This is a genomic window from Stenotrophomonas sp. FR010 (genome assembly GCF_047520755.2).
GTDB lineage: Bacteria > Pseudomonadota > Gammaproteobacteria > Xanthomonadales > Xanthomonadaceae > Stenotrophomonas > Stenotrophomonas sepilia.
The window spans coordinates 16,326-40,827 of the sequence record NZ_JAXBQT020000028.1 but is presented as its reverse complement, the minus strand read 5'-3'; the positions used below and the strand labels follow the sequence as shown (position 1 = coordinate 40,827).

Sequence of the window (24,502 nt, the reverse complement as noted above, 5' to 3'; positions counted from 1 at the left end):
AGGACGTTCGAAAGGGGTAACAGGGGAGCGCGCCTGGAAGGGAGTGCTCAGGCGGTGGCCAGCAGCAGGGGCAGTGCGGCGGGCTGCGGGCTGGCGTCGAGACGACATGGCTGCAGCAGGCTGCCATCGAGCAAGCGCGGCAGCAGTGCGATTGCGTCGTGGAAGGTGTCGATGGCGGCATGCTCAATGCCGGCATGGGTGCAATGGGTGATCAGGCGGCGCTTGGCGAACACGAAGTCGGCGTCTTCGGACACGCAGAAATCCGAGCTGCCGTCGCCGATCATCAGCACGCGCGGTGCTTCGTTGGCACGTGCCTGCGCGGCGCGGGCGCATTTGCAGGTGCCACTGCGGCAGCCTTCGGCCTGGTAGGGCGATTCCAGTTCCCAGTGGTCATCGCACCAGCGCAGGTGGTTGGCCACCACCGGCAGCTGCGCCAGGCCGTGGTTGGCGAGGATGCGATGGATCGCATAGTCCAGGCCGTCGCTGACGATGCGCAGTGGCAGGCCCAGCTGCTCGGTGCGAGCTACAAAGGCGGCGAAGCCCGGATCGATCTGCACCTGGTCCAGATGGGCATCAAGCGTGGCCGGGTCCAGCTTCAGCAGCCGCACCTGGCCCTGCATGCATTCACGCGAGCCGATCTTTCCCGCCTTCCACTGTTCTTCCAGTTCCTGCCAGCCCGGCTGGCCGTACTTTTCCAGCAGCGAGTCGATGACATCTTCGAGGCTGATGGTGCCGTCGAAGTCACACAGGATGCTCCAGCGCATGGGCAGGTCCGTCGATGAAAGAAGCGTCCGGCACGATGCCGGGGCAGGCTCAATGTAGGCAGGCCGCCTTTCTCGTTCCTTTCCTGTTGAAAGGCTTTTTTTACGGGCTGGGAAAGCGTTCAGGAAGATGCATGGATGAATGCCCGGCGCGCAGGCCACGCATGCATGTGCGGGTCAGACACGGGCCAGGACCTGCAGTATTTCGGCCGTCTCCTCACGGGTCTGCCAGGCGCTGTTGCCAAGGGTGAGCATGCGTGCGGCGAAGTCACGTGCATTGGGCACGTCCTCCTGCGGCACGATGCCACGCAGATAGGCGTAGTCGGGCAGGGCACGGATGAACATACGGCTGGCGCCGAGGCCGCGCGGCCACAGTGTGTCCAGTGCGGCGTCACGCGCGCGCTGGCTGGGCAGCAGCAGCATCAGCATCGGCCAGGTGCCGCCGGTGCCGGCCAGGCCATCGACCACTTCCACCGCCGGCAGTTGTGCCAGCTGCACGCGCAACTGCAGTGCGCGCAGGCGCCCGGCCTGCAGGAACGCCGGCAATCGCCGCGCGGCATGGGCACCGATGTTCTGGCGCCATCGGCTGACCCGGTGCTGCGGTATGTCCAGCGGGAAAACATCACCGACCGCGTCTTCCAGATCGCCACGCTGCAGTGCGTTGCGCAGCGGATTGCCGTACACCAGCGACAGCAGTGAGGGGCGATAGCAGGCGGCAAGGCCAAGCAGCTGCACACTGCGAAGCAGCTCCCAGCGCAGGTTGAAGCGCACGTGTTCGGCGGCATGCTCGGCCAGTTCGGCGCGCAGTTCGTCATCGCGGCTGACCAGCAGGCCGCCTTCGTGCAGGCTCAGCCCCTTGCCGGCCGCCAGGCTGAAGAATCCGATGTCGCCACGCAGGCCGACACTGCTGTTGCCCACCCGTGCGCCCAGCGCCTGTGCGGCATCTTCGATGACCCAGGCGCCGGCGCTGCGGGCGATGTCGCAGGCCCGTTCGACATCGGCGATGCGACCGCCGAGGTGGGTCGGCAGGATGGCCAACGTACGCGCATCGGCCAACCGTTCGAGCTGGCCGGGATCGAAGTCGAAGTGGCCGCGCCGGGTATCGCACAGCTGCACGCGCAGGCCGAGGCTGTGCACCGCGATCGGCACCAGCGGACAGGTGTAGGCCGGCATGATCACCGTGTCGCGCCTGGGCGCGCGCTTGCGCAGGGTTCGCAGGGCGATCAGCAGCGCGTGCGTGCCGGAACAGGTCAGCTGCAGCGGCGGCGTGCCCAGCTGGTTGGCCAGGATCCCGCGCAGGTCACCGCCACCGGGAAGGAAGTCGCTGGCCTGCATCGGCAGGCCGGCGGTCGGTGGCAGTTCGCGCGCGAACAGGCTCATCGCAACGCGCTCACGAAGCGTTTTCGGTGGGACTGTGCGGGTCGTCCGCTTCCGCGCGGGCGAGGCAGACGATGCCGGCCACGATCAGCACCGCACCGACCAGGTGGTGCAGGGTGAGAGGCTCTTTCAGCAGCCACGCCGAGAGCAGCAGTACGCTGATCACCTCCAGGTGCGAGGCCGCGAATGCGGGGCCGATCGGTGCATGCCGCAGCAGGCTCATCCAGGTGAAGAACGCACCCACGTAGCCCAGGATGGCGCCGTACACCCATGGTTGCGACAGCACGCGCAGCAGCCAGGTGGTGTTGGCCTCGACCGGCAGCGCAGCATCGCCGGCGTACTTGAAGCACAGCTGGGCCAGGGTGTCGAAGGCCATCAGCAGGGGGAAGCCGATCACATACAGGCGCCTCACGAGCCGGCCCCCACCACCGCCACGCCTGCGGTGACCAGCAGCATCCCGGTCACCCGCAATGGCGTGAGCTTCTCGCGGAACAGGATGCGGCCGGCGATCATCAGCGCCACGATGTTGATCGAGCCCAGCAGCACGCCCTTGGACAGCGGAACCAGTGACAGGAAGGCGATCCAGGCGACGAACTCAAGCACGTAACAGGCGATGCCGATCCACAGCCAGGGGCGGCTGAGCATGTGCTTCCAGCGCTGCAGTCCCTTGCCCTCCTGCGGGTCGCTGGCGGCGGCCTTGAAGGCGAGCTGGCCACCGGTATCGAGCACGACATTGGCCAGCCACAGCAGCGTGGCAAGTGCCCCCATCTCAGGCCACCGCCTTGAGGACGCCGCTGCGTTCACCGATCCCGGTGAAGAAGCGCGCGCTGCGGCGGATCACCTCGCGGCGTTCGCGGTCGATCGTGATCATGTGGTAGCTGTCCTCCAGTACCACCAGTTCCTTCGGGCCACTGACCCGCGACATCACCAGTTCGGCATTGCCCATGCTGGCCACGTCGTCTTCGCGGGCGTGCATCACCAGGCACGGGGCGGTGACCTGGTGCAGGTGGCGGCGGGTCCAGTTGCTCAGCGCCCGCATCTCGGCCAGCGCGTGCCAGGGATTGCCCGGAAGGCCGGCCGCCGCGCTGTCGCCGGACAGCATGGCGGCGCTGACCTGCGCACGCAGGCGCTCGTCGCGCAGGCCGTACGGCGGTTCTTCCATGAACATGCGGTCGCGGCCGATGTTGAAGCGCTTGAACCACGGCAGCAGGAACGAGAGGCGGGCGACGGCGGGTATGTTCCAGCCGTCGTAGCGGAACGTGGCGCCATACACGCCGACGCCGGACACCCAGTCCGGTCGTCGAGCAGCAAGTGCCAGCGACAGCACCGCGCCCATCGACAGGCCACCGACGAACAGCTGGTCGACCTTGCCGCGCAGGCTTGCCGCCGCATCTTCCACGCCCTGGTACCACTGTTCCCAGGTGGTCGCCAGCAGGTCATCCACGGTGCCGCAATGGCCGGGCAGCTGCACGCCGTGTACGGTGAAGCCGGCGTTGTTCAGCCCTTTGCCCAGCATGCGCATTTCCGCCGGGGTACCGGTCAGGCCGTGGACCAGCAGCACGCCCTGCGGGCCACCGGGGAGGAAGAAGTCGTGCGAGTCGGTCACCTGGCGGCTCCGGGACGGCAGTGGGGAGGGTCAGGATCGCAACCGCGATTTTCGCCAGCCTTTCAGCGCCCCGGTCCGGGTCAGGGGCCCTTCAGCAGCGGCAGCGTGATGGCGACCTTGAGCCCGCCGCCGGGGCGGTTGAGGAAGGTCAGGCGCCCGCCGAAGTGCTCCACCGCCTCGTGGGCGATGGCCAGGCCCAGGCCGGTGCCGCTGGCGGTGGTGCCGGGGGCGCGGAAGAAGCGCTCGCCCAGCCGCGGCATCACGTCCTGGGGTACGCCGGGCCCGTTGTCCTCCACGTACAGTTCGACGTCGTTGTCATCCAGCGCGTGCACGCCGACGGTGACGGTCGCATCGCGGCCGGCATAGCGCAGCGCATTGTCGATCAGGTTGTCCAGTGCTTCCTGCAGCTGGGCACCGTTGCCGAGCACGCGCAGCGGCTGGGGGCTGCCGCGGTAACCCAGATCGATGCCATCGCGGATCGCTTCAGGCACGCGTGTACCGACCCACTGCGGCACCCGTTCGCACAGGTCCAGTGCCTCCACCGTCTCCGGCACGGTCTGGGCCCGGCTCAGCGCCAGCAGCTGGCTGCTGACCCGCGCGGTGCGCTGGTTGAGCCGGCGGATGTGCTGCAGTGCCTCGCGCACCGTGTCCGGGTCGCCATGCGCCAGTGCCTGGTCCACGTGCAGGGCCATGCCGGCCAATGGCGAGCGCAGCTGGTGCGCGGCGTCGGCGATGAACCGGTTCTGCAGGGTGATCATTTCCGCCTGGCGGGCAAACAGATCGTCGATGGTGCTGATCAGTGGCTGGATTTCCTCCGGCACGTCGGCGTCGGAGATCGGCGCCAGTTCGCCGCGGCGCTGTGCCAGGCGGGTCCTCAGCGGGGTCAGGATGCGCAGGCCATGGGTCACCCCGAACCAGACCAGCGCGGCAGTGCCCAGCGCCAGCATGGTCATCAGCGGGATGATGATCATCAGGATCTCTCGCGCGCGCTGGCGTCGTTCGGCCATGCTTTCGGCCACGGTCACCGCCAGCTGGTCCTGCGGATCGTTCATCGCACGCGTGCAGACGGTGGCCATGCGCACCGGCTGGCCGTTGAGAATGCCATCGTACAGGGTGGGGTCCACGCCGGTGCATTCCTGCGAAGGCGCGTAGGCACTGAAATCTGCATTGCCGCTGAGCGTCCCCTGGCGGCTGCTGTCGACGTTGAAATAGCGATGGCCGTCGGGTTCGTACTCGATCAGGAAGCGCGCCTGCGGAGACAGGTCGCTGGTCACCGGCATGGTGCTCAGCATCTGCGCGAACGAGTGCGTGTCGTCGATCAGGTTGCGGTCGTGGATGCGGTTGGAATAGTCCAGCGCAACGTAATAGGCCAGGATCGTATTGAAGGTGAGAAGGCCCAGCATCGGCAACGCCAGGAAGGCGAGCAGGCGCCGGCGCAGGCTGGGCGGTCCACTGATCACGGGGCGCTGTCGTCCTGCGCATCTTCCAGCATGTAGCCCAGCCCGCGCACGGTGCGGATGCCCATGCCGCCCGGCTGCAGCTTGCGGCGCAGGCGGTGCAGGGCGATGTCCAGGCCGTTGTCGGTCAGGTCCTGGCCCCAGTCGCACAGCGCTTCCACCAGTTGCGCGCGTGACACGATGCGCTCTGCACGCACCGCCAGCGCCGACAGCAGGCCGAACTCGCGTGCGGTCAGTTCAAGTGATTGGTCGTCGATCCATACGCGGTGCCCGGCCAGGTCCAGGCGCAAGCGGCCGATGCGCAGGTCCGGATTGCCATTGCTGGTGACCCGCCGCAGCTGTGCACGCACGCGGGCTTCGAATTCATCCAGTGCGAACGGCTTGACCAGGTAGTCGTCGGCACCGAGGTCGAGCACGCGCACCCGCTCGGCCAGGCCGTCACGCGCGGTCACCACCAGCACCGCCAGGCCATCGCCACGCTGGCGCAGTCGTTGCAGCACGTCGCGGCCATCCAGTTGCGGCAGCCCCAGGTCCAGCACCAGCAGTGCATACTGGGTCGAGCCCAGTGCTGCATCGGCGTGCGCACCGTTGTCGACGTGGTCGACCACGTGCCCCTGCCGGCGCAGCGAGGCGCACAGGCCGGAGGCGATGTCCGGGTCGTCTTCAGCAATCAGAACGCGCATGCGCGGGGCTCCTGTAACGGTCAGGCCCACCGGCTGGACGGGGCGGGCCTCTCGGCTGCCGAAGGGTAGCCGCAAACCGGGTGAAGGTGGAGCGCGCCGGCACCTCCCGGCGCCGTCACGCTGTCCCTCCATTCAGTCCTGCAGCCCCGGCTCACCCAGCGCCAGCGGCATCCGGGAGCCATCCAGCAGGCCACGGCTGAGCTTGCCCTCCTCGATGAACAGTAGTTCGCCGTTCTCGCCGTTCTTGATGCTGCTGTCGATGGCGATCACGCGGTCGCCGTGGAAGCTGCTGACGTGTGGCATCGACGTATGGCCGACCACGATGCGCTTGAGCTGCAGGCGGTCGAGCACGGCCTGCACACCCGCGGTGTCAAGGCGGCCATCCAAATAGCCGCGGTACCAGATCGGGCTGGTCTTGCCGTCATACAGCGGTGCGGTGGCCGGGTCGGCCTTCACTTCGGCCTTGGGCAGGCCCAGCGAGGCCTGGTAGGCCGCGTTGGTGCGTGCCGGGTCCAGCGCCAGCTGCACCGCCTCGGGCGAGATGCCGCCGTGCAGGAACAGGGTATCGCCGATCTTCAGCAGTACCGGTCGGGTGCGCAGCCACTGCCCGATCACCGAGTCGGCGCCATACAGCTGCGGGTAGCTGCGGCCCAGCAGCTGGGCGCTGCGCAGGTACTTGGGGTTGACGTAGCGCAGGTCGTCGTACAGGACCATGGTTTCGTGGTTGCCGAGCACGAAGTGCACGGCGCCACCGGCGGCGGCCGCCTGCTGCTGCAGGCCGTAGAGCAGCCAGAACGCCTCGGTCACCTGCGGGCCGCGGTCGAACACGTCGCCGGCGATGACCAGCGTGTCCTTGCCCAGCGCCCAGCGATCCTGCGCGTCGATCACGTGATGGGCACGCAGCAGGCGCACCAGCAACCCGTACTGGCCGTGAATGTCGGACAGCGCGACGATGCGCGGTGTGGCCGGCAGCACCGAGACCGAGGCTGCATTCGGCGCAGCCACATGCACGGTGTGTTCGTAGCCGCAGCGCGGTGCGATATCGGTCCCTGTTGCCCCGGAGGCAAGCGTGCGCGATTCGACCTTGTCGGCGCAGATCCACTTGGCCTGCACCCGGTCGCCCTGGCGGAACACATAGGGGCCATCGGCCTGCACGTGGTCGGCGGGCGCGGCAACCTCGCGGGCCTGCGTGGTTCCGGCGCTGCAGGCCAGCAACGGCAGCAGCAGGGCGGTCATCAGGGAAGAGCGATAGCGCGACATCGTCGTTGTCCGGCGGCGGAAACATCCGATGCTAACCGGCGCGACCGGGTCGCGGTGTGCGCGAATGGGCGGGTCAGGCGCTGTGCCCGTCGTCCCTGAGCTTGCGCACACGGGTGGCGGCGGCCTGCAGGGGCCGACCGTCGCGCCCGCGCGGCTGCATGTACGGCAGCGGTCGCCGCGTGCTGGACTCGATCAGCTGCGAATGGGCCTCGCCCGCGTCGAAGCGATGGCGCTCACCCCATTGGCGCAGCGCGACCAGCACCGGGAACAGCGCCTGGCCCGCGGCGGTGAGCACGTATTCCTGGTAGGCCGAGCCGTCGGAGGCCGGTTGCAGTTGCAGGATGCCGGCCTCGACCAGCCTGCGCAGGCGATCGCTGAGGATGTTGCGGGCGGTGCCAAGGCTGCGCTGGAAGTCGCCGAAGCGGCTGACGCCGTCGAAGGCATCGCGGATCACCAGGAGTGCCCAGCGATCACCGAGCAGGTCGGCGCTGCGGGCAACGGGGCAGGGGCTGTCTGCGTGCATGGCGGTCTCCGTCCTATGTGGTTGCAGTTTAAAACCAAAGTGGCTAGCCTGCATCCGGTTTCAATATGAAACCAGATGACGAATGCCATGCCGATTCCACGCCCCCTGCTGGTGCTGCTTGCGGTTGCCGCCGGCGCCAGCGTTGCCAACGTCTATTACGCGCAGCCGCTGCTGGATCAGCTTGCACACGCCTTCGCGCTGGAGCGGGCGGTTGCCGGCGCGGTGTTGGCCGCGACCCAGGCCGGCAGCGTGCTGGCATTGCTCGGGTTGCTGCCGCTGGCTGATCGCGGTGACCGACGGCACCTGCTGCGGCTGCAGCTGGCGGCACTGGTGGCAGCCCTGCTGTGGCTGGCAGCGGCACGCACGGCCGGTTGGCTGTTGTCGGGCATGCTGCTGGCCGGGCTGTTGGGCACCGCGCTGACCCAAGGCTTGATCGCCTACACGGCAGCGATGGCTCCGGCCGCGCAGCGCGGGCGCGTGGTGGGGGTGGTGCAGGGCGGGGTGTTCATCGGGTTGCTGCTGGCGCGCGTGCTGTCCGGCACGGTGGCGGCCATTGCCGGCTGGCAAGCAGTCTATCTGCTGTCGGCAGCGCTGATGGCGACCCTGGCCGCACTGCTGTGGCGGCGCCTGCCGGCTGTGCCGATACCCGTGGTGCCGCCGCGTTGGCGCGACCTGATCGGCTCGATGCTGGGCATGCTGCGCCGGGATCGAACGCTGCGCGAGCGCGGTCCACTGGCGTTGCTGCTGTTTGCCGGACTCAACGTGTTCTGGGCGGCGGCCCCCTTGCCGCTGTCGGCCCCACCGCTGCAGTGGTCCACTGCGGCCATCGGTGCGCTCGGCCTGGCTGGGGTGGCAGGTGCATTGATGGCGTCGCGGGTCGGGCACTGGATGGACCGCGGTTTTGCCGATCGGGTCAGTCTTGGCGCGCTGCTGTTGATGCTGGTCGCGTGGTGGCCGCTGCTGGGCCTGCCGCAGTCGCTGTCGTTGCTGCTGCTGGGCGTGATCGTGCTCGATCTGGGTGGGCAGGCGCTGCATGTCTCGAACCAGGCGCTGCTGCTGCGCGCGCCGGGCGAGCAGCATGGACGCCTGGTGGCGCTTTACATGCTCTTCTATGCGGTGGGTAGTGGTGCCGGTGCGGCTGCCGGGCCCTGGGTGCAGGCCCGGCACGGCTGGCCTGCCGTGTGCCTGCTGGGCGCCGGCATCGCGCTGCTGGCGCTGCTGTGGTGGGCGGCGTGGCGGAGGCGGGCGGTGAAAGCAGCGGCTGGCGCGCGAATCGGTAGAGTCGACTGTTAGTCGACTGCTCCTCGTTCCGACGGCGAAAAGGTCCGCGCTGCGCGCGGTAGTCGACTAACAGTCGACTCTACCCGCCACCGGGATTTTTCATTTCCGCCAGTTCAGCGCTGCAACGCGCGCCGCCCCGGCGCTTCCTGCAGGTCGGCGCTGGCCACCACCACGCGGTTGCGGCCGCTGCGCTTGGCCTCGTACATCGCCGCGTCGGCACGTGCCATCAAGCGTTCGTAGTCCGGGTGGCCATCATGGCCGGCCACGCCGATGCTGGCAGTCAGCGACAGAACCTGGCCGTTGGCCAATGCCACTGGCGACTGCGCGATCTGCCGGCGCAGGCTCTCGGCGATCACCGAGGCCTGTGACTCACTGGCGGCAACCAGCACCACCACGAACTCCTCGCCGCCGTAGCGGAACAGGTAGTCGCTGCCGCGGGTCAGCTGGCCGAGCAGGCCGGCCACGTGCTGCAACGCGCGGTCGCCGGCATCGTGGCCGTGGCCGTCGTTGATCGCCTTGAAGTGATCCAGGTCGAGCAGCAGCAGCGAGAACGGCGTGCGGTTGCGCGTGGCCAGCTCGATCTCCCTGCGCAGCACGGTAGGCAGGAAGCGGCGGTTGAGCAGGTTGGTCAGAGCATCGCTGCCGGCATCCAGTTCACCGATGCGTTCGAACAACAGCGTCATCAGGGTACGGATGGCGGCCAGGTCCTCGCGGATGGCCGGCAGCACCGCCAGTCGCTGCGCCGGGGTGTCATGGTTTGCCCGCTGCAGGTTGCCGTCGATGCGGGCCATCAGTTGGCCGACCTGCTGGGTTTCGCTGCTCTCGCCGAAGCTGGGGATGCCCTTGTGGGTGAACCACAGGCCGAATTCCGAGGTCGCCAGGCTGGCGCTTTCGCTGGCCTGCACGTGGCCGGCGAGTGCGTACAGCAGGGCGTTCTCCCAGTCCAGCAGCAGTGCACGCTGGCGCTCGCGTTCAGTACCGACATTCTGCACCAGCGAGAACAACCGGTAGGCAGCATCGGCGCGGGTGGAGCGCTCACGTGCATGGGTGTAGGCCAGGGTCATGCCTTCCATGGCGATGTCCATGATCGCGCTGAGGCAGTCGATGGCGGCGAACGCGGTGGCGCTGTCGGGCGCGTCGTCGCGCAGGCGCACGAACAGCTCGTGCTTGAGTACGCGCGCGCCGCGGGTGACCAGGTCGACCGGAATGCCGACCCGGGCATGCACATCGCCGATCACCCGTTGCGAGGCAACGGTGGCGGCAATGCCGTCGGCATCGGTGGTCAGCAGCTGCACCAGCCAGCGCTGCATGGCCGGTTGCAGGCGTTGCTTGACCTGATCGTGGGACAGGAAGCGGCGTGCACGCCCGTCCTGCAACAGCACTTCGTAGAAGCGTTGGGCCAGCGCCGGCGGGGCATCGGTTGCGGCGGCGTGCAGCAGCGCGGTGGCGGCAGGGCCGGCCTGTTGCAGGCAGTGCTGCCAGGCCTCGGCCAGCGGCTGGCTGGCATCGTCCAGTTGGGGTGGTTCCACGTCGATCTCTGACTGCGTACGGCAAACCACGGGTATCGGCCGCGGTGGCGTGCGGTTGATGGTGGGCAAGCCGGCCAGTTTAAGCGCGATGCAGCGTCGTCCGGCACGCAGGCCACATCACGCCTGCGGTAGCAATGAGCGAACGCATTTGAGAATCACTCGCATTGATGGGAGAATGCGCGCACGGATCGGGCCGCAGGCGACTGCAGCGACGCTCCGCCTCCCCCTCGTCGTTGCCTCAAGCCCTTTGCCAGAGGCCCCGTTGCCCTGCCAGAAGGTCCAGATCATGTCTCCTGCCGTTGTCCTCTCGCCGCGCCCGCTGGCGCTCGCCGTTGCCGCCCTGCTGGCGGGCAGCGCCCTGACCGCCCAGGCTGAAGCCGACGCCACCGATATCGACACGGTGCACGTCACCGCTTCGCAGATTGCCCGCCAAGCGTTGGGTACCTCGACCATCACCGCCGAGGACATCGCCAGGCGCCCACCGGCCAACGACATCGCCGAACTGCTGCGCACCATGCCGGGCGTCAACCTCACCGGCAACAGCGCCTCGGGCCAGTACGGCAACAACCGCCAGATCGACCTGCGCGGCATGGGCCCGGAAAACACCCTGATCCTGGTCGACGGCAAGCGCATCGGTGCGCGCGATGCCGTGCGCATGGGCCGCAGTGGCGAGCGCAACACGCGCGGCGACACCAACTGGGTGCCGGCGGAGATGATCGAGCGCATCGAAGTGCTGCGCGGACCGGCGGCGGCACGCTATGGCTCCGGTGCTTCCGGTGGCGTGGTCAACATCATCACCAAGCGCCCGACCGGCGACCTGACCGGTGCGGTCGACCTGTACGGGCTGGTGCCCGAACACAGCGCCGAAGGTGGCAGCGAGCGCGTCGGCCTGCAGCTGAGTGGGCCGATGACCGACACGCTGTCGTTCCGCCTGTACGGCAACCTCAACAAGACCGACGCCGATTCACTCGATCTCAACCGCCAGTACGCCACCCAGCCGAACGCAGTGCCACCGGCTGGCCGCGAGGGCGTCAAGAACCGCGACATCAACGCGCTGCTGCGCTGGGACGTGACCGCCGACCAGGTGGTCGAGTTCGAGGCCGGCACCAGCCGCCAGGGCAACATCTATGCTGGTGACCGCGCGGTCAGCACCACCGGCACTTCGACCGGCATCGATCTGGCCGCCCTGGCCGACGGCAAGGCGGAAACCAACCGCATGTACCGCAACACCGGCGCGATCACCCATCGTGGCCGCTGGGGCGATGTCACCTCGCGGGTGACGGCCGCGGTGGAAGCGGTGAACAACTCACGCATCAATGAAGGCCTGGCCGGCGGCCCGGAAGGCAGCTTCAACGGCACCGACTGGTCGACCTCGCGACTGCGCAACTACCAGCTGGATGGCGAAGTGAGCTTCCCGACCACGCTGGGCAGCGCCGAGAACATCTGGACACTGGGCTTTGAATACCTGGACAGCCGCCTGACCGACCCGTACTCGATGAGCCAGTCCAGCAGCAGCGGCGGTGGCATCCCTGGGCTGTCGGCCGATCGTGCGCGCGGCAAGGCCGATGCGCAGACCACGGCGGTGTTCGTGGAAGACAACATCTACCTGGGCGAGCGCTGGATCGTTACCCCGGGCCTGCGCTTCGACCACCACAGCCAGTTCGGCAACAACACCAGCCCCAGCCTCAACGCGCAGTTCCGCATCAGCAGCGACTGGGTGGTGAAGGGCGGCATTGCCCGCGCGTTCAAGGCGCCGAACCTGTACCAGTCCAATCCGGACTATCTCTACTACACCCGCGGCAACGGCTGCCCCAATGCGCTGCCGAGCCTGGGCGCCGGTTGCTACATGCGCGGCAACGCGGACCTGAAGGCGGAAACCAGCCTGAACAAGGAACTGGGCATCGAGTGGGCACCGCAGAGCGGCTGGCAGGCGTCGTTGACCTACTTCCACAACGATTACAAGGACAAGATCCAGGCCGGCTACACCCAGATCGGGCTGACCGCCGACACCAAGGGCCGCATCTTCCGCTGGGAGAACGCGCCGAAGGCGATCGTGCAGGGGCTGGAAGGCAACCTGGTCATTCCGCTGCTGGGCGAGCAGGGCAACCGCCTGAAGTGGAGCAACAACTTCACCTACATGGTGGAAAACGAGAACAAGACCACGCACCAGCCGTTGTCGGTGATCCCGAAGTACACGATCAACACCATGCTGGACTGGCAGGCCACCGACAGGCTGTCCGTGCTGCTGACCGGCACCTTCTACGGCAAGCAGGAACCGGCCACGACCAACATCAACAACGACCCGCGCTGCACCGGCAGCTGCGATGCATCGATCGCGCTGCAGGATCGTGGCGCGTACAACATCTGGGGCGTGAGCGCGCGCTACAAGGTGACCGAGACGGTCAGCTTCGGCTTCGGCGTGAACAACCTGGCCGACAAGCGCCTGTTCCGCGAGGCCAACAGCAGCGATGCCGGGGCGGCGACCTACAACGAGCCGGGCCGCGCGTACTGGGCCAGCCTGCGCTTCGGCTTCTGACCGCAGGCAGTCGTCGGTCTGCGGCCCTCGCCGGGCCATGCCCGGCGAGGGCTCGTGTGACCTGCAATGTTATAAACATCGTAATAGTCTCCCCCGCCGGCACCGCGTAGCCTGCACCGCATCGCAAAGGAGCTGTTGCCATGGGCCACGACCACGATCACCTGCCATCCCAGATCCGCCACGAGAAGCCCTTGTGGTGGGCACTCGGCCTGACCACCACCTTCCTCGTCGTCGAAGTGGTGGGCGCGTTCTGGACCAACAGCCTGGCGCTGTTGTCCGACGCCGCGCACATGGCCACCGATGCGCTGGCGCTGATGATCGCGCTGGTCGCGGTACGGTTGAGCCGGCGCCCGCCGGATGCGCGCCGCACCTACGGCTATGCACGGCTGGAAGCGTTGGGCGCGATGATCAACGGTGCCATGCTGTTCGTGGTCGCCGCCTACATCCTGTGGGAGGCGGTCGGCCGCTTCCGCCAGCCGCAGGAGATCGCCTCCTCCGGCATGCTGGTGATCGCGGCTGCGGGCCTGGTCATCAACCTGATCTCGATGCGCCTGCTGCGGGCGGGCAGTGGCGAGAGCCTCAACGTGAAGGGCGCCTACCTCGAAGTGTGGGCCGACATGCTCGGCTCGGTGGCTGTGATTGCGGGCGCATTGTTGATCAAGTGGACCGGATGGAAACCGATCGACCCGATCCTGGCCGTGCTGATCGGCCTGTGGGTGCTGCCGCGTACCTACGTGCTGATGCGTGAAGCGATCAACGTGCTGCTGGAAGGCGTGCCCAAGGGCATGGACGTGGCCAAGGTGCGCGACAGCCTGTCCGGCCATGCCGCGGTGATGGACGTGCATGACCTGCATGTGTGGGCGCTGGCCTCGAGCACGCCGGCACTGACCGCGCACATCGTGATGCGCGACGGCACCGATGCCGATGTGCTGCGCCGCGAGCTGGGCGGGCGCCTGCACGATGACTTCGGCATCGAACACGTGACGCTGCAGATCGAAGCGGACCACTGTGGTGAAGCCTGCGCTGGACCGGCGTCGGCCAACGGCGGCGCGCAGCAGGGCCATGAAGGCCACGACCACGGTGAGGATGCGCAGGGCCATCGCGGCCACGTGCATCGTTGATCGAAGATGACGCGCGCGCCGGGAGACGCCCGGCGCAGCTATTCGTCCCGCCGCGAGGCCAGCCGATCCGCCAGTCGGGTTGGCTCCGGCAGCCGATAGCCACGCAGGGTGTGCTGCACCCAGCCCAGCGCGGTATCGGCACTGACCCGATGGCCACCGGCCACGAACAGCGGCTTGCAGCGCACCTTGCTGCGCAGCACCCAGCCCAGTTGCTCGTCGCCATCCAGCAGCGGTGTATGCGCACCAGCTTCGGCGCCCGGTTCGACGAACCTTCCCACCAGTTTCGATTTCGCCACGCCGATGCTCGGCAGATCGGTGACCACGCCCAGATGCGCGGCGACGCCCAGCCGGCGTGGATGGCTGATGCCGTGGCCATCGACGAACACCAGGTCCGGCGTTCGTGGCAGCAGTGCCAGTGCGGCCAGCAGTGCCGGCAGCTCGCGGAAGCTGAGCAGGCCGGGGATATAGGGCATCACCGTGGGGATGCGCGCGATCTCCTGCGCCACGGGCTGCAGCGTCTTTGCGTCCAGCAATACCGCCGCAGCGCGGGTGATGGCACCGCTGTCCTCGAAGCCGACATCCAGCCCGGCCAGCCAGCGCACCTTGCGTGGCAGGCGGTCCTGGCGTTCCACGCGGCCGGCCAGTTGCAGCTGTTGCGCGCGGGCGGCGGTGACGCTGCCTTCCCAGCGCCCGGGGTCGATCACCGTATTCATTGGCTGCAGCATCGCATGCGTGGCGCCACGGCACGGTGAGCGGCCGCCGGGGCTACAATGGCGGCCTGCCTTTCCTCGCGTTGGAGACCCTGCAGTGACCCGTAGACTCGTACTGTTGCGCCATGGCCAGAGCCAGTGGAACCTGGACAACCGCTTCACCGGCTGGGTCGATGTCGACCTGACCGAGCAGGGGCGCCGGGAAGCGGCCGCCGCCGGCCGCCTGATGCGCGAGGAAGGCCTGCAGTTCGACGTCGCCCATACCTCCGTGCTGAAGCGCGCCATCCACACCCTGCAGGGGGCGCTGGCCGAGCTGGAGCAGGACTGGCTGCCGGTGAACAAGTCCTGGCGCCTCAACGAGCGCCACTACGGCGGCCTGCAGGGCCTGGACAAGGCCGAGACCGCTGCCAAGCACGGCGAAGAGCAGGTCAAGGTGTGGCGTCGTTCGTACGACATCCCGCCGCCGCCGATGGACCTGGAAGATCCGGGCCACCCGATCCATGACCGCCGCTACGCCGGCCTGGACCGCAACGCGCTGCCGGGCACCGAGTCGCTGGCCACCACCCTGGATCGCGTGCTGCCGTACTGGCACGACGCCATCGCACCGCAGCTGAAGGACGGCAAGACCGTACTGGTCACCGCCCACGGCAACTCGCTGCGTGCGTTGTACAAGTACCTCAACAACGTCTCGCGCGAGGAAATCCTCGAGCTGAACATCCCGACCGGCATCCCGCTGCTGTTCGAACTGAACGATGACCTGACCGTGCAGTCGTTCCGCTACCTGGGCGACCCGGAAGCGGCGCGCAAGGCCGCCGAAGCCGTAGCCAACCAGGGCAAGGCGAAGTAAGAAGCAGAAGGCCGGCGCAAGCCGGCCTTTCTCTTTGTAGAGCCGAGCCCACGCTCGGCTGGCGCTGTCGCAACCCGGTAGAGCCACTTCATGGTGGCTGCATGTGCAAGCTAGAAGGACCCGGCAGGCGCACCTTCGGCGACTGCAACGCAGCAATGTCGATGACGTGGTCCTGGCATATCAGCTGGTAATGCGTGAATGGGCCCGGGTAACGGGTATCAGCGAAGGTGGCACGGCCCAGATATTCAAGGAATTTCGAACGGCTGTAGCGGCGGAACAGGTTGCCGCTCCAGGCTTCGGCGTCGTCCCAGCTCTGGTAGGACTCGTTGTGCACGGCGTAGCTGATGTAGTGGTCCCAGATCAGTTCAAACCGCTGCGAGTGGGGCACCACCTCTATCGCACGCACATCATCGATTGAACGTCCATGACCGAGCTCCACGCGGGAGGGCTTTCCGACCACCCGGCCCTCCTCGACGACCAGGCGCAGACGATTCGCTTCCGGCTCGCCAATCTCAGTAAGAAACAGAAACTCACAGGTGTCGAGGGCCAGCAGCAGCGCAGTTTCGTCCATGGTCATGAGGTCCAGTGATCGCAGAGGCCAGAGCATACCGGCGCGCGGCGGGAGCTGCGCCGTGGGCTCTGTGACCTTTGGCCGGTCCCCAACCTCGCGCCCCCGGCTACCCTGTGAAATTACCCGCAGGAGAGCCTCATGAACGTCCGCAACCTGGTCCCGCTGGGCCTGACCATCGCCATCGCTGCCTCGCTGGCCGCCTGTGGCAAGAACGAAACCGCGCCGGCGGCCAGTGCCGACGCCAAGCCGGCCTTCGACCTGTCGCAGATCAAGACGCCGCTGATCTCGCTCAACAGCGCCGACCTCGATCCGGCCATTTCGGCCTGTACCGACCTCAATGGCTTCGTCAACAGCAAGTGGCTGAAGGCCAACCCGGTGCCGGGCGACCAGACCACCTGGGGCAGCTTCGAGATCCTGCGCGAGCGCTCGCTGGAAGTGCAGCACGCGCTGGTGCAGCAGGCCGCCGCCAGCCAGGCCAAGGCCGGTTCGGTGGAAGCCAAGATCGGTGACATCTGGAAGACCGGCAACGACGAGGCCAAGATCGAAGCCGCCGGCCTGGCGCCGCTGCAGCCGCAGCTGGACAAGATCACCGCGCTGAACGACACCGCCGCCATCACCCAGTACCTGCGCGACAGCCAGGCCGAAGGCAAGGGCGTGCTGTTCTCGCTGTTCGCCAATGCCGACTACAAGGATTCGGCCAACGTCATCGCCTACGTTGGCCAGGGCGGCCTCGGCCTGCCGGAGAAGGGCTACTACTTCGATGATGCGCAGGCCAAGATCCGCGACGCCTACGTGGCCTACATCGCGCAGGTGCTGACCCTGTCCGGCGTGGACGCGGCGCAGGCCGCCGAGCAGGCCAAGGCCGTGATGGCCTTCGAAACCCGCCTGGCCAAGGCCTCGATGTCACGCATCGAAATGCGTGACCCGGCCAAGCGCTACAACCCGCTCAGTGCCGCCGACGCGGACAAACTGACCCCGAACTTCAGCTGGACCGCGCTGTTCGACACCCTGAAGGTACCGGCCGCGCAGAAGTTCTCGCTGGCGCAGCCGGGCTTCTTCGGTGAAATGGACAAGATGCTGGCCGATGTGCCCGCCAGCACCTGGCAGGCCTACCTGCGCTTCCACACCATCGACGATGCCGCGCCATACCTGAGCAGCCAGTTCGAGAAGGCCAACTTCGATTTCTACGGCACGACCCTGCGTGGCCAGAAGGAAATGCAGCCGCGCTGGAAGCGCGTGCTGGAGTCGGTCAACGGCGGCATGGGTGAAGCCCTGGGCCAGCTGTACGTCGACGCCGTGTTCCCGGCCGAGTCGAAGGTCGCCATGCAGCACCTGGTGGAAAACCTGTCGCAGGCGCTGAAGGCGCGCCTGGAGCAGCTGCCGTGGATGGGCGAAGAAACCAGGAAGAAGGCACTGGAAAAATGGGCCAGCTTCACCCCGAAGATCGGCTACCCGGACAAGTGGCGTGACTGGTCGGGCCTGCAGACCAACGGCGACAGCTACCTGGGCAACATGCAGGCAGCACGCGCGTTCAACTACCGCTACATGCTGGACAAGATCGGCAAGCCGGTGGACAAGACCGAGTGGGGCATGACCCCGCAGACCGTCAATGCGTACTACAACGCCACCAAGAACGAGATCGTATTCCCGGCGGCGATCCTGCAGGCGCCGTTCTTCGACGCCAAGGCCGATCCGGCGCTGAACTACGGCGGCATCGGTGCAGTCATCGGCCATGAGATGATGCACGGCTACGACGACTCGGGCAGCCAGTTCGCCGCCAACGGCAACTTCGACAACTGGTGGACGGACGCCGACCGCAAGGCCTTCACCGAGCGTACCGACCAGCTGGTCGCCCAGTTCGACGGCTACGAGTCGGTGCCGGGCGTGTTCGTGAAGGGCAAGCTGACCCTGGGCGAGAACATCGGCGACCTGGGCGGCCTGACCGTGGCCTATGACGCGCTGCAGATGGCGCTGAAGGAAGACCCGAAGGCGAACGTCGAGGTTGACGGCCACAGCCAGGACCAGCGCTTCTTCATGAACTGGGCCACCGTGTGGCGCCGCAACTTCACCGATGGCGAGCTGCGCGTGCGCCTGAACACCGATCCGCACGCGCCGGCCAATTTCCGTGCCAACGGTGCGCCGTCGAACATGCCCTCGTTCGCTGCTGCATTCCAGTGCAAGGCGGGTGATGCGATGGTGCGCGCCGACGACAAGCGCGTGGTGATCTGGTAATCGATCACCCGTGATGCGTGGAGCGAAAGGCCCGGCGAACGCCGGGCCTTTTGTCTTCCAGGCCGGCAGCGCAGCGCCGGCTGGTAGAGTCGACTGTTAGTCGACTATCGCGCGCAGCGCGGGATTTTCGCGATCTGGACGAAGAGCAGTCGACTAACAGTCGACTCTACCGGCGGGTCGTTTCACCGTCGGGAAGATCTCAGGCCAGCGCCGGTTCCCGCTCCAGCATGCGATGGAAGCGTTGCAGCACGTACGGATCCACCAGCCCGCCGGCCTGCTCGTCGATGATCCGCAATGCGGCCTCATGCTCCATCGCATTGCGATACGGGCGCACGCTGGTCATCGCATCGTAGGCATCGGCGATGGTGACGATGCGCGCACCCAGCGGGATGGATTCGCCGCGCAGCCCATCGGGGTAGCCGCTGCCATCGAAGGCCTCGTGATGGGCGCGGATCAGCCGCGCCACCGGCAAGGCGTCGCTGCGGCCGGTGGCCAGGAAGATGTGTTCGCCGCGTACCGGATGCTCGCGCATGATCGCGCGCTCCTCATCGGTATGCCGGCGGGGTGCCAGCAGCACATCATCGGGTATGCCGATCTTGCCGATGTCATGGAAGCGCGCGGCCAGGCCGATCTGCGCACGGGCCTCGTCATCAAGATCGCAGTGCGTGGCCAGACACTGCGCGAGCAGGCCAACGCGGTCGCAGTGGTGGCGGGTATAGGCGTCGCGCATCTGCAGCGACATCGCGAGGGCATCGATCAGGCAGGCCTGCGCGTGCAGCAGGTCGGGGGCGGGTACGGCGTCAGGGAACATGGTCATCCGCCCGCACCGGGTGGGGGCCGGTGCGGGGTGTTCGGGGGGGGGGATCAACCCGGGGCGAGGGTGGTCAGAAGGGCGCGGGCCGCGTTGAAGCGGTCTTCCGGCAACGGCAGCGGGTGCTTGATGCGCAGCTTGTCGGGCCCTTCCATGGCATAGAGGTTCGGTTGTTTCTGGATCAGCTGGATCACCGCCATCGGATCGATGTTCGGCTTGGAATCGAACACGATGCGGCTGCCGTTCTCGCCCAGGTCGAGCTTGCGGATGCCCAGCGTATTGGCTTTCAGCTTCAGCTCGGCGATGGCGAACAGGTGCTTGGCTGCATCCGGCAGCAGGCCGAAGCGGTCGATCATCTCCACCTGCAGTTCGCGCAGTGCATCGCTGTCGCGCGCGCTTGAAATGCGCTTGTACAGGGTCAGGCGGGTGTGCACGTCCGGCAGGTAGTCTTCCGGGATCAGTGCCGGCACATGCAGCTCGACCTCGGCGCCGCGCACTTCCTCACCGGCATCCAGGTCGGGCAGCTTGCCCTGCTTGATGCTGCGTACCGCGCGTTCCAGCAGCTCGGTATACAGGCTGAAGCCGACCTCGGCCATCTGCCCGCTCTGGTCCTCGCCAAGCAGTTCACCGGCGCCGCGGATTTCCAGATCGTGGGTGGCCAGGGTGAAGCCGGCGCCCAGCTCGTCCATCGAGGCGATCGCTTCCAGGCGCTTCTCGGCGTCGGGGGTGATCGCGCGACGGTCGGGGGTGATCAGGTAGGCGTAGGCACGGTGGTGCGAACGGCCGACGCGGCCACGCAGCTGGTGCAGCTGGGCCAGGCCGAAACGGTCGGCACGGTTGATGATGATGGTGTTGGCGTTGGGGATGTCGATGCCCGATTCGATGATCGTGGTCGACAGCAGCACGTTGAAACGCTGCTTCTGGAAATCCAGCATCACCTTTTCCAGTTCGCGCTCGGGCATCTGCCCGTGGGCGATGCCGATGCGTGCCTCCGGCACCAGCTCGGACAGCTCGCGCTGCATGCGGCCGATGCTCTCCACATCGTTGTGCAGGAAGTACAGCTGGCCACCGCGCGCGAGCTCGCGCTGGAAGGCTTCGCGCAGCAGCGCGTTGTCCCACTGGGTGATGAAGGTCTGCACCGCCAGCCGGTTCGGCGGCGGCGTGGCGATGATCGACAGGTCGCGCAGGCCGGCCATGGCCATGTTGAGCGTGCGCGGGATCGGCGTGGCGGTCAGCGTCAGCAGGTGTACGTTGGCGCGCAGCGCCTTCAGCGCCTCCTTCTGGCGCACGCCGAATCGCTGCTCCTCGTCGACGATGACCATGCCCAGGTCCTTGAACTTCACGTCAGGCTGCAGCAGGCGATGGGTGCCGACGATGACGTCGATGGTGCCAGCGGCCACCTTCTCCAGTTCGGCCTTGATTTCCTTGCTGGTCTTGAAGCGCGACAGCACTTCGACCTTCAGCGGGTAATCGGCGAAACGGTCGCGGAAGTTGCGATAATGCTGCTCGGCCAGCAGCGTGGTCGGCACCAGCACCGCCACCTGCTTGCCGGCACTGGCCGCAGCAAATGCAGCGCGCACCGCCACCTCGGTCTTGCCGAAGCCGACGTCGCCGCAGACCACGCGGTCCATCGGCTGGCTGCTGGCCAGGTCGCGCAGGGTGGCATCGATCGCAGCCAGCTGGTCGGGGGTTTCCTCGAACGGGAAACCGGCGGCGAACGGCTCGTACATCGCGCGGTCGACCTGCAGTGCCAGGCCGGCACGCGCCTGGCGGCGGGCCTGGATTTCCAGCAGTTCGGCGGCGACATCGCGCACCTTCTCGGCGGCCTTGCGCTTGGCCTTGCTCCACTGCTCGCCACCGAGCGAATGCAGCGGTGCGGTTTCCGCCGAAGCACCGGAGTAGCGGCTGATCAGGTGCAGCTGGGCGACCGGTACATACAGGCGGTCGCCCTTGGCATATTCGATGTCGAGGAACTCGCCGGGCATGCCGCCGACGTCCATCGCGATCAGGCCACGGTAGCGGCCGACGCCATGGTCCTCGTGCACGATCGGCGCACCCTCGGTCAGCTCGCCGAGGTCGCGGATGATCGCCTCCGGCTCGCGGCCGGCACGGCGCGTGCGGCGGGTGCTGCGGGCGCGCTCGGGGAACAGCTGGCGCTCGGTCAGCACCGCGATGCGCGGGTCTTCCAGCGCGAAGCCATCTTCCAGCGGCGCCACCGCGATCGCGAAGCGCGCATCGCTAGCGAGGAAGCTGGGCAGGTCGGCCACCACCGGCGGCTTCAGCTCGGCGGCCTGCAGCACTTCCAGCAGTGCCTCGCGGCGGCCGGGCGAATCGGCGGCGATCAGTACCCGGCCCGGATAATGGCCGAGGAAGGATTTCAGCGCATCGCCGGCGGGGGCTTCGCGTGCGGCCACCGGCAGCGGGGGAAGCGGCTGGTCGCCCAGCGCGTGCGCGTCGGCGATGCGTGCGTGGTCGGCGGCCCATACCTCGATGCGCGGGGCATCGTTCAGGCGCTCGCGCAGCAGCTCCGGCGACAGGTACAGCGCCGACGGCGGCAGCAGCGGCCGTTCCACATCGTGGCGGCGCTGCTCATAACGCTCGCCGGTCTGCGCCCAGAACGCCTCGGCGGCTTCGCCGGCACCGGCACAGACCACCGGCAGGCTGCCGCTGGGCAGGTAGTCGAACAGGGTTGCGGTGCGCTCGAAGAACAGCGGCAGGTAGTACTCGACGCCCGCCGGGGCCAGCCCGGATTTCAGGTCCTGGTACAGCGCGCTGCGCCGGGTATCGACATCGAAGCGCTCGCGCAGCGTGGACAGCACGCGGGCGATGCTGGCCTCGTCCATGGGCACTTCGCGGCCCGGCAGCATGTGCACGGCCTCGACCTTGTCCAGCGAACGCTGGCTCTCCGGATCGAAGGCACGGATCGAATCGATGTCCTCGTCCAGCAGTTCCACCCGCAGCGGCTCGTCGGCGCCCATCGGGAACACGTCGAGCAGGCCGCCGCGCACGGCGAAGTCACCCGGGTCCATCACCTGCGGCACGTTGCGGTAGCCGGCGCTTTCCAGGCGGCGCTTCTCGGCTTCCAGATCCAGGCGCTGGCCGACCTTCAGGTCGAAGCTGCCACCAATGACGTAGCTGCGCGGGGCCAGCTGCTGCAGCAGGGTCTGCACCGGCACGATCACCAGGCCACGCTTCAGCGTGGGCAGGCGGTGCAGGGCAGCCAGGCGCTGCGAGATGATGTCCGGATGCGGGCTGAAGCGGTCGTAGGGCAGGGTTTCCCAGTCCGGGAAGGCGACCACCGGCAGGGCCGGGTCACCGCCGAGCAGGGTCTGCAGATCGGCTTCAAGCTGGTTTGCGCCGTGGTTGTCACGGGCGATCACCAGCAGCGGAGCGTCGTGCACGCGCGATGCCTGGGCCAGGTACCAGGCCAGTGCGGTGGGCGAGGCCGGGGCGCGCCACCAGGCGCGGAGCTGGCCGGCGCGCGGCAGCGGCGGGGCGGGGTATGAGGTACGCGACATGGACTCCGGATTTTAGCAGAAGCCCGATCCGGTCCAGGTGCATCGTGCCGGCCCGTTGCCGGCAGCCTCATCTGCTGTTGGGGCAGCGGAATGCCGGCCAGCGGCCGGCACTACCGGGAGACGTGGCCGGGCAGGGCCCGGCGCATCCGTCAGTTGTCCAGCTCCAGCACCATCCGGACCAGGCCTTCGGCTCCGGTCGGGTGCGGCACCGGCTTGAAGCCCAGCGACGCAGCCAGCTGCTTCATCGGTTCGTTCTCGGCGGCAACGTCGCCGTACAGGCGGTCCAGGTACTTGCCACGGCCCCACTTCACCAGCTTGCGCATCAGCTGCCGTCCCAGGCCTTGGCCGATCAGGAAGCGGCTAATCAGGATCGCGTACTCGGCTTCACGGGTGCCGGGGATGATCGAGGCCCGGGCGACCGCGCCGACCACCGCTTCGCCCGCGGGCAGGGACTCGGCTGCGACCAGGGTGATCTCGGTCTTGGGGTTGGGGTGGGTCAGACGCTGGGTGGTTTCCGGCGACAGCTCGGTCACCGCCTGCAGGAAACGATCACGGATTTCTTCCGGCCCGAAAAGGCTGAATGCCGCTTGAAGCGGTGCGCCATCTTCCGGGCGGATGGGGCGGATCAGCAGCTCGTGGCCGCTGGGAGCCTTGAAGATCTCATGCCAGGGCGGCATGCGGTTGCGAGTGGCCATACCGGGTGATTCCTTGGTGGTCCATCGATTGTGGCATCACCGGGGCTGCGTTCCGTGAACGAAAGGCTCACGGCGGTACAGCCTCGTGAAGGCCGTTATTCGGGGGCTTTGAGCCAGTCCAGGCGGGTGCTGGCCCCGGGTTCGCCCAGGTGCTGGCGCAGCGCCGGCAGGGCCGGACCGACCACGCGGTCGAACTGCCACGGCGGGTTGAGCAGCAGCATGCCGCTGCCGTTGAGGCGCAGCGGCGAGTCGTCCGGGCGCACCAGGAACTCGATCGTCATCGCCGATTTCACCGGCAGGGCGGTGGCCTTGCGCAGGAAGTGCAGGATGGTGCGGCGCTGCTTGATCGGGAACCAGACCGCACAGGTGGCCTGCGGCCAGCGTGCCAGGGTTTCGGCCAGGGCGGCCAGCACCGCCTGGTACTCGGCATCCTGGGCTTCGTAGGGCGGGTCGATCAGCACCAGGCCGCGGCCGATCTTGCTGCCGTTGAACTTCGGCGGCAGCAGCGAACGCAGCAGGGCATAGCCATCGCCCGCCCGAACGTCGACGCGGCTGTCATGGGCGAACAGGGCCTTCAGCGTGGCCGTTTCGGCTTCCTGCAGCTCACAGACCGCCATGCGGTCCTGGGGGCGCATGGCCTGCGCGCTCAGCAGCGGCGAGCCCGGATAATTGGTCAGTGCGCCCACCGGATTGTCGGCCTGCACCGCCTTCAGGTAGCGCTCGACTACTTCCGGCAGCCTGGGCTGGGCCATCAGCCGCATGATCCCGGATTCGGCCTCCAGGGTCTTGCGGCTCTCTTCGCTGGCCAGCAGGTAGCGGCCAGCACCGCCGTGGGTGTCGAGCACGAAGAACGGGCTGTCCTTGCGCTTGAAGCTGTCGATCAGGGCCAGCTGCACGATGTGTTTGAGCACGTCGGCGTGGTTACCGGCATGGAAGGCGTGGCGATAGTTCATGGGCCGCAGTGTACGGGGCGGCGGCCGCAGC

21 protein-coding genes are annotated in these 24,502 nt (G+C 67.6%); 5 read left to right on the top strand and 16 right to left on the bottom strand.

The genetic code is table 11. The features are described from left to right. Window positions 1-47 precede the first annotated feature (47 nt). The 9 genes from ACM0PK_RS19420 to ACM0PK_RS19380 form a co-directional block, all read right to left on the bottom strand. On the bottom strand, window positions 48-764 hold the full coding sequence (locus ACM0PK_RS19420) for an MtnX-like HAD-IB family phosphatase (protein WP_414607709.1): 717 nt from the start codon (window positions 762-764) through the stop codon (window positions 48-50). Between the two features lie 174 nt (window positions 765-938). Beyond that, the gene (locus ACM0PK_RS19415; protein WP_414607708.1) at window positions 939-2,141 is read right to left on the bottom strand and encodes a DegT/DnrJ/EryC1/StrS family aminotransferase; all 1,203 of its coding nucleotides are present in this window, start codon (window positions 2,139-2,141) and stop codon (window positions 939-941) included. A gap of 10 nt (window positions 2,142-2,151) precedes the next feature. Then, window positions 2,152-2,550, bottom strand: coding sequence for a DMT family transporter (locus tag ACM0PK_RS19410; RefSeq protein ID WP_134970296.1), 399 nt, complete (start codon window positions 2,548-2,550; stop codon window positions 2,152-2,154). Then, window positions 2,547-2,906 carry an EamA family transporter gene (locus tag ACM0PK_RS19405; RefSeq protein WP_414607707.1) on the bottom strand — a complete coding sequence of 120 codons (360 nt, stop codon included), beginning with the start codon at window positions 2,904-2,906 and terminating at the stop codon, window positions 2,547-2,549. Before ACM0PK_RS19405 ends, ACM0PK_RS19410 begins: the two co-directional genes overlap by 4 nt. 1 nt (window position 2,907) lies before the next feature. Further along, a complete protein-coding gene (locus ACM0PK_RS19400; protein WP_005415777.1) occupies window positions 2,908-3,744 on the bottom strand; it encodes an alpha/beta hydrolase in 837 nt (278 codons plus the stop codon). An 80-nt stretch (window positions 3,745-3,824) separates the two neighbouring features. Further along, window positions 3,825-5,204: a sensor histidine kinase gene (locus ACM0PK_RS19395; RefSeq protein ID WP_414607706.1), complete on the bottom strand. Its 1,380-nt coding sequence runs from the start codon at window positions 5,202-5,204 to the stop codon at window positions 3,825-3,827. Beyond that, complete coding sequence (locus ACM0PK_RS19390; protein WP_008265770.1) at window positions 5,201-5,884, bottom strand: response regulator; 684 nt, start codon at window positions 5,882-5,884, stop codon at window positions 5,201-5,203. The genes ACM0PK_RS19395 and ACM0PK_RS19390 overlap by 4 nt, the downstream gene beginning before the upstream one ends. Before the next feature lie 132 nt (window positions 5,885-6,016). Then, window positions 6,017-7,144 carry a metallophosphoesterase gene (locus ACM0PK_RS19385; RefSeq protein WP_414607705.1) on the bottom strand — a complete coding sequence of 376 codons (1,128 nt, stop codon included), beginning with the start codon at window positions 7,142-7,144 and terminating at the stop codon, window positions 6,017-6,019. A 73-nt stretch (window positions 7,145-7,217) separates the two neighbouring features. Next, a complete protein-coding gene (locus ACM0PK_RS19380; protein WP_134970287.1) occupies window positions 7,218-7,667 on the bottom strand; it encodes a winged helix-turn-helix transcriptional regulator in 450 nt (149 codons plus the stop codon). Window positions 7,668-7,742: 75 nt separating this feature from the next. On the opposite strand from ACM0PK_RS19380, the gene ACM0PK_RS19375 reads away from it, so the two are divergent. Then, a complete protein-coding gene (locus ACM0PK_RS19375; protein WP_414607704.1) occupies window positions 7,743-8,960 on the top strand; it encodes an MFS transporter in 1,218 nt (405 codons plus the stop codon). Between the two features lie 101 nt (window positions 8,961-9,061). On the opposite strand, the gene ACM0PK_RS19370 is transcribed toward ACM0PK_RS19375, so the two are convergent. Then, window positions 9,062-10,477, bottom strand: a complete 1,416-nt coding sequence (locus ACM0PK_RS19370) for a GGDEF domain-containing protein (protein WP_353080166.1) — start codon at window positions 10,475-10,477, stop codon at window positions 9,062-9,064. Window positions 10,478-10,763: 286 nt separating this feature from the next. On the opposite strand from ACM0PK_RS19370, the gene ACM0PK_RS19365 reads away from it, so the two are divergent. Together ACM0PK_RS19365 and ACM0PK_RS19360 are read left to right on the top strand one after the other, a co-directional pair. After that, window positions 10,764-13,013 (top strand): TonB-dependent siderophore receptor, encoded by a 2,250-nt coding sequence (locus tag ACM0PK_RS19365; protein WP_414607703.1) that lies wholly within the window; start codon window positions 10,764-10,766, stop codon window positions 13,011-13,013. Between the two features lie 140 nt (window positions 13,014-13,153). After that, a complete protein-coding gene (locus tag ACM0PK_RS19360; protein ID WP_414607702.1) occupies window positions 13,154-14,134 on the top strand; it encodes a cation diffusion facilitator family transporter in 981 nt (326 codons plus the stop codon). A 38-nt stretch (window positions 14,135-14,172) separates the two neighbouring features. On the opposite strand, the gene nfi is transcribed toward ACM0PK_RS19360, so the two are convergent. Beyond that, entirely contained in the window at window positions 14,173-14,847 is a 675-nt protein-coding gene (gene nfi / locus ACM0PK_RS19355; RefSeq protein ID WP_414607701.1) for a deoxyribonuclease V, read from the bottom strand. Between the two features lie 94 nt (window positions 14,848-14,941). Here nfi and gpmA point away from each other — a divergent pair, with 94 nt between their 5' ends. After that, entirely contained in the window at window positions 14,942-15,691 is a 750-nt protein-coding gene (gene gpmA, locus ACM0PK_RS19350) for a 2,3-diphosphoglycerate-dependent phosphoglycerate mutase (protein ID WP_005415787.1), read from the top strand. A gap of 88 nt (window positions 15,692-15,779) precedes the next feature. Here the strand turns inward: gpmA and ACM0PK_RS19345 are convergent, their stop codons facing one another. Continuing rightward, window positions 15,780-16,268, bottom strand: a complete 489-nt coding sequence (locus ACM0PK_RS19345) for a hypothetical protein (RefSeq protein WP_414607700.1) — start codon at window positions 16,266-16,268, stop codon at window positions 15,780-15,782. A gap of 132 nt (window positions 16,269-16,400) precedes the next feature. Between ACM0PK_RS19345 and ACM0PK_RS19340 the strand changes: the two genes are divergently transcribed. Next, entirely contained in the window at window positions 16,401-18,494 is a 2,094-nt protein-coding gene (locus ACM0PK_RS19340) for a M13 family metallopeptidase (RefSeq protein ID WP_065179781.1), read from the top strand. A gap of 199 nt (window positions 18,495-18,693) precedes the next feature. On the opposite strand, the gene ACM0PK_RS19335 is transcribed toward ACM0PK_RS19340, so the two are convergent. The 4 genes from ACM0PK_RS19335 to ACM0PK_RS19320 form a co-directional block, all read right to left on the bottom strand. Continuing rightward, a complete protein-coding gene (locus ACM0PK_RS19335) occupies window positions 18,694-19,311 on the bottom strand; it encodes an HD-GYP domain-containing protein (RefSeq protein WP_005415790.1) in 618 nt (205 codons plus the stop codon). A 47-nt stretch (window positions 19,312-19,358) separates the two neighbouring features. Continuing rightward, on the bottom strand, window positions 19,359-22,823 hold the full coding sequence (mfd, locus tag ACM0PK_RS19330) for a transcription-repair coupling factor (protein ID WP_414607699.1): 3,465 nt from the start codon (window positions 22,821-22,823) through the stop codon (window positions 19,359-19,361). Window positions 22,824-22,972: 149 nt separating this feature from the next. Then, window positions 22,973-23,518, bottom strand: a complete 546-nt coding sequence (locus tag ACM0PK_RS19325; RefSeq protein WP_004150340.1) for a GNAT family N-acetyltransferase — start codon at window positions 23,516-23,518, stop codon at window positions 22,973-22,975. 95 nt (window positions 23,519-23,613) lie between these two features. Next, window positions 23,614-24,471, bottom strand: a complete 858-nt coding sequence (locus ACM0PK_RS19320) for a 23S rRNA (adenine(2030)-N(6))-methyltransferase RlmJ (protein WP_053499314.1) — start codon at window positions 24,469-24,471, stop codon at window positions 23,614-23,616. Window positions 24,472-24,502 lie beyond the last annotated feature (31 nt).

Bases quoted from the DNA above. Each gene is read 5' to 3' on its own strand.
- ACM0PK_RS19420 (WP_414607709.1), bottom strand. From the start codon at position 764: ATGCGCTGGAGCATCCTGTGTGACTTCGACGGCACCATCAGCCTCGAA.
- ACM0PK_RS19375 (WP_414607704.1), top strand. From the start codon at position 7,743: ATGACGAATGCCATGCCGATTCCACGCCCCCTGCTGGTGCTGCTTGCG.
- ACM0PK_RS19385 (WP_414607705.1), bottom strand. From the start codon at position 7,144: ATGTCGCGCTATCGCTCTTCCCTGATGACCGCCCTGCTGCTGCCGTTG.
- nfi (WP_414607701.1), bottom strand. From the start codon at position 14,847: ATGAATACGGTGATCGACCCCGGGCGCTGGGAAGGCAGCGTCACCGCC.
- ACM0PK_RS19415 (WP_414607708.1), bottom strand. From the start codon at position 2,141: ATGAGCCTGTTCGCGCGCGAACTGCCACCGACCGCCGGCCTGCCGATG.
- ACM0PK_RS19340 (WP_065179781.1), top strand. From the start codon at position 16,401: ATGAACGTCCGCAACCTGGTCCCGCTGGGCCTGACCATCGCCATCGCT.
- ACM0PK_RS19380 (WP_134970287.1), bottom strand. From the start codon at position 7,667: ATGCACGCAGACAGCCCCTGCCCCGTTGCCCGCAGCGCCGACCTGCTC.
- ACM0PK_RS19405 (WP_414607707.1), bottom strand. From the start codon at position 2,906: ATGGGGGCACTTGCCACGCTGCTGTGGCTGGCCAATGTCGTGCTCGAT.
- ACM0PK_RS19365 (WP_414607703.1), top strand. From the start codon at position 10,764: ATGTCTCCTGCCGTTGTCCTCTCGCCGCGCCCGCTGGCGCTCGCCGTT.
- ACM0PK_RS19325 (WP_004150340.1), bottom strand. From the start codon at position 23,518: ATGGCCACTCGCAACCGCATGCCGCCCTGGCATGAGATCTTCAAGGCT.
- ACM0PK_RS19345 (WP_414607700.1), bottom strand. From the start codon at position 16,268: ATGACCATGGACGAAACTGCGCTGCTGCTGGCCCTCGACACCTGTGAG.
- mfd (WP_414607699.1), bottom strand. From the start codon at position 22,823: ATGTCGCGTACCTCATACCCCGCCCCGCCGCTGCCGCGCGCCGGCCAG.
- ACM0PK_RS19390 (WP_008265770.1), bottom strand. From the start codon at position 5,884: ATGCGCGTTCTGATTGCTGAAGACGACCCGGACATCGCCTCCGGCCTG.
- ACM0PK_RS19335 (WP_005415790.1), bottom strand. From the start codon at position 19,311: ATGACCATGTTCCCTGACGCCGTACCCGCCCCCGACCTGCTGCACGCG.
- ACM0PK_RS19360 (WP_414607702.1), top strand. From the start codon at position 13,154: ATGGGCCACGACCACGATCACCTGCCATCCCAGATCCGCCACGAGAAG.
- ACM0PK_RS19320 (WP_053499314.1), bottom strand. From the start codon at position 24,471: ATGAACTATCGCCACGCCTTCCATGCCGGTAACCACGCCGACGTGCTC.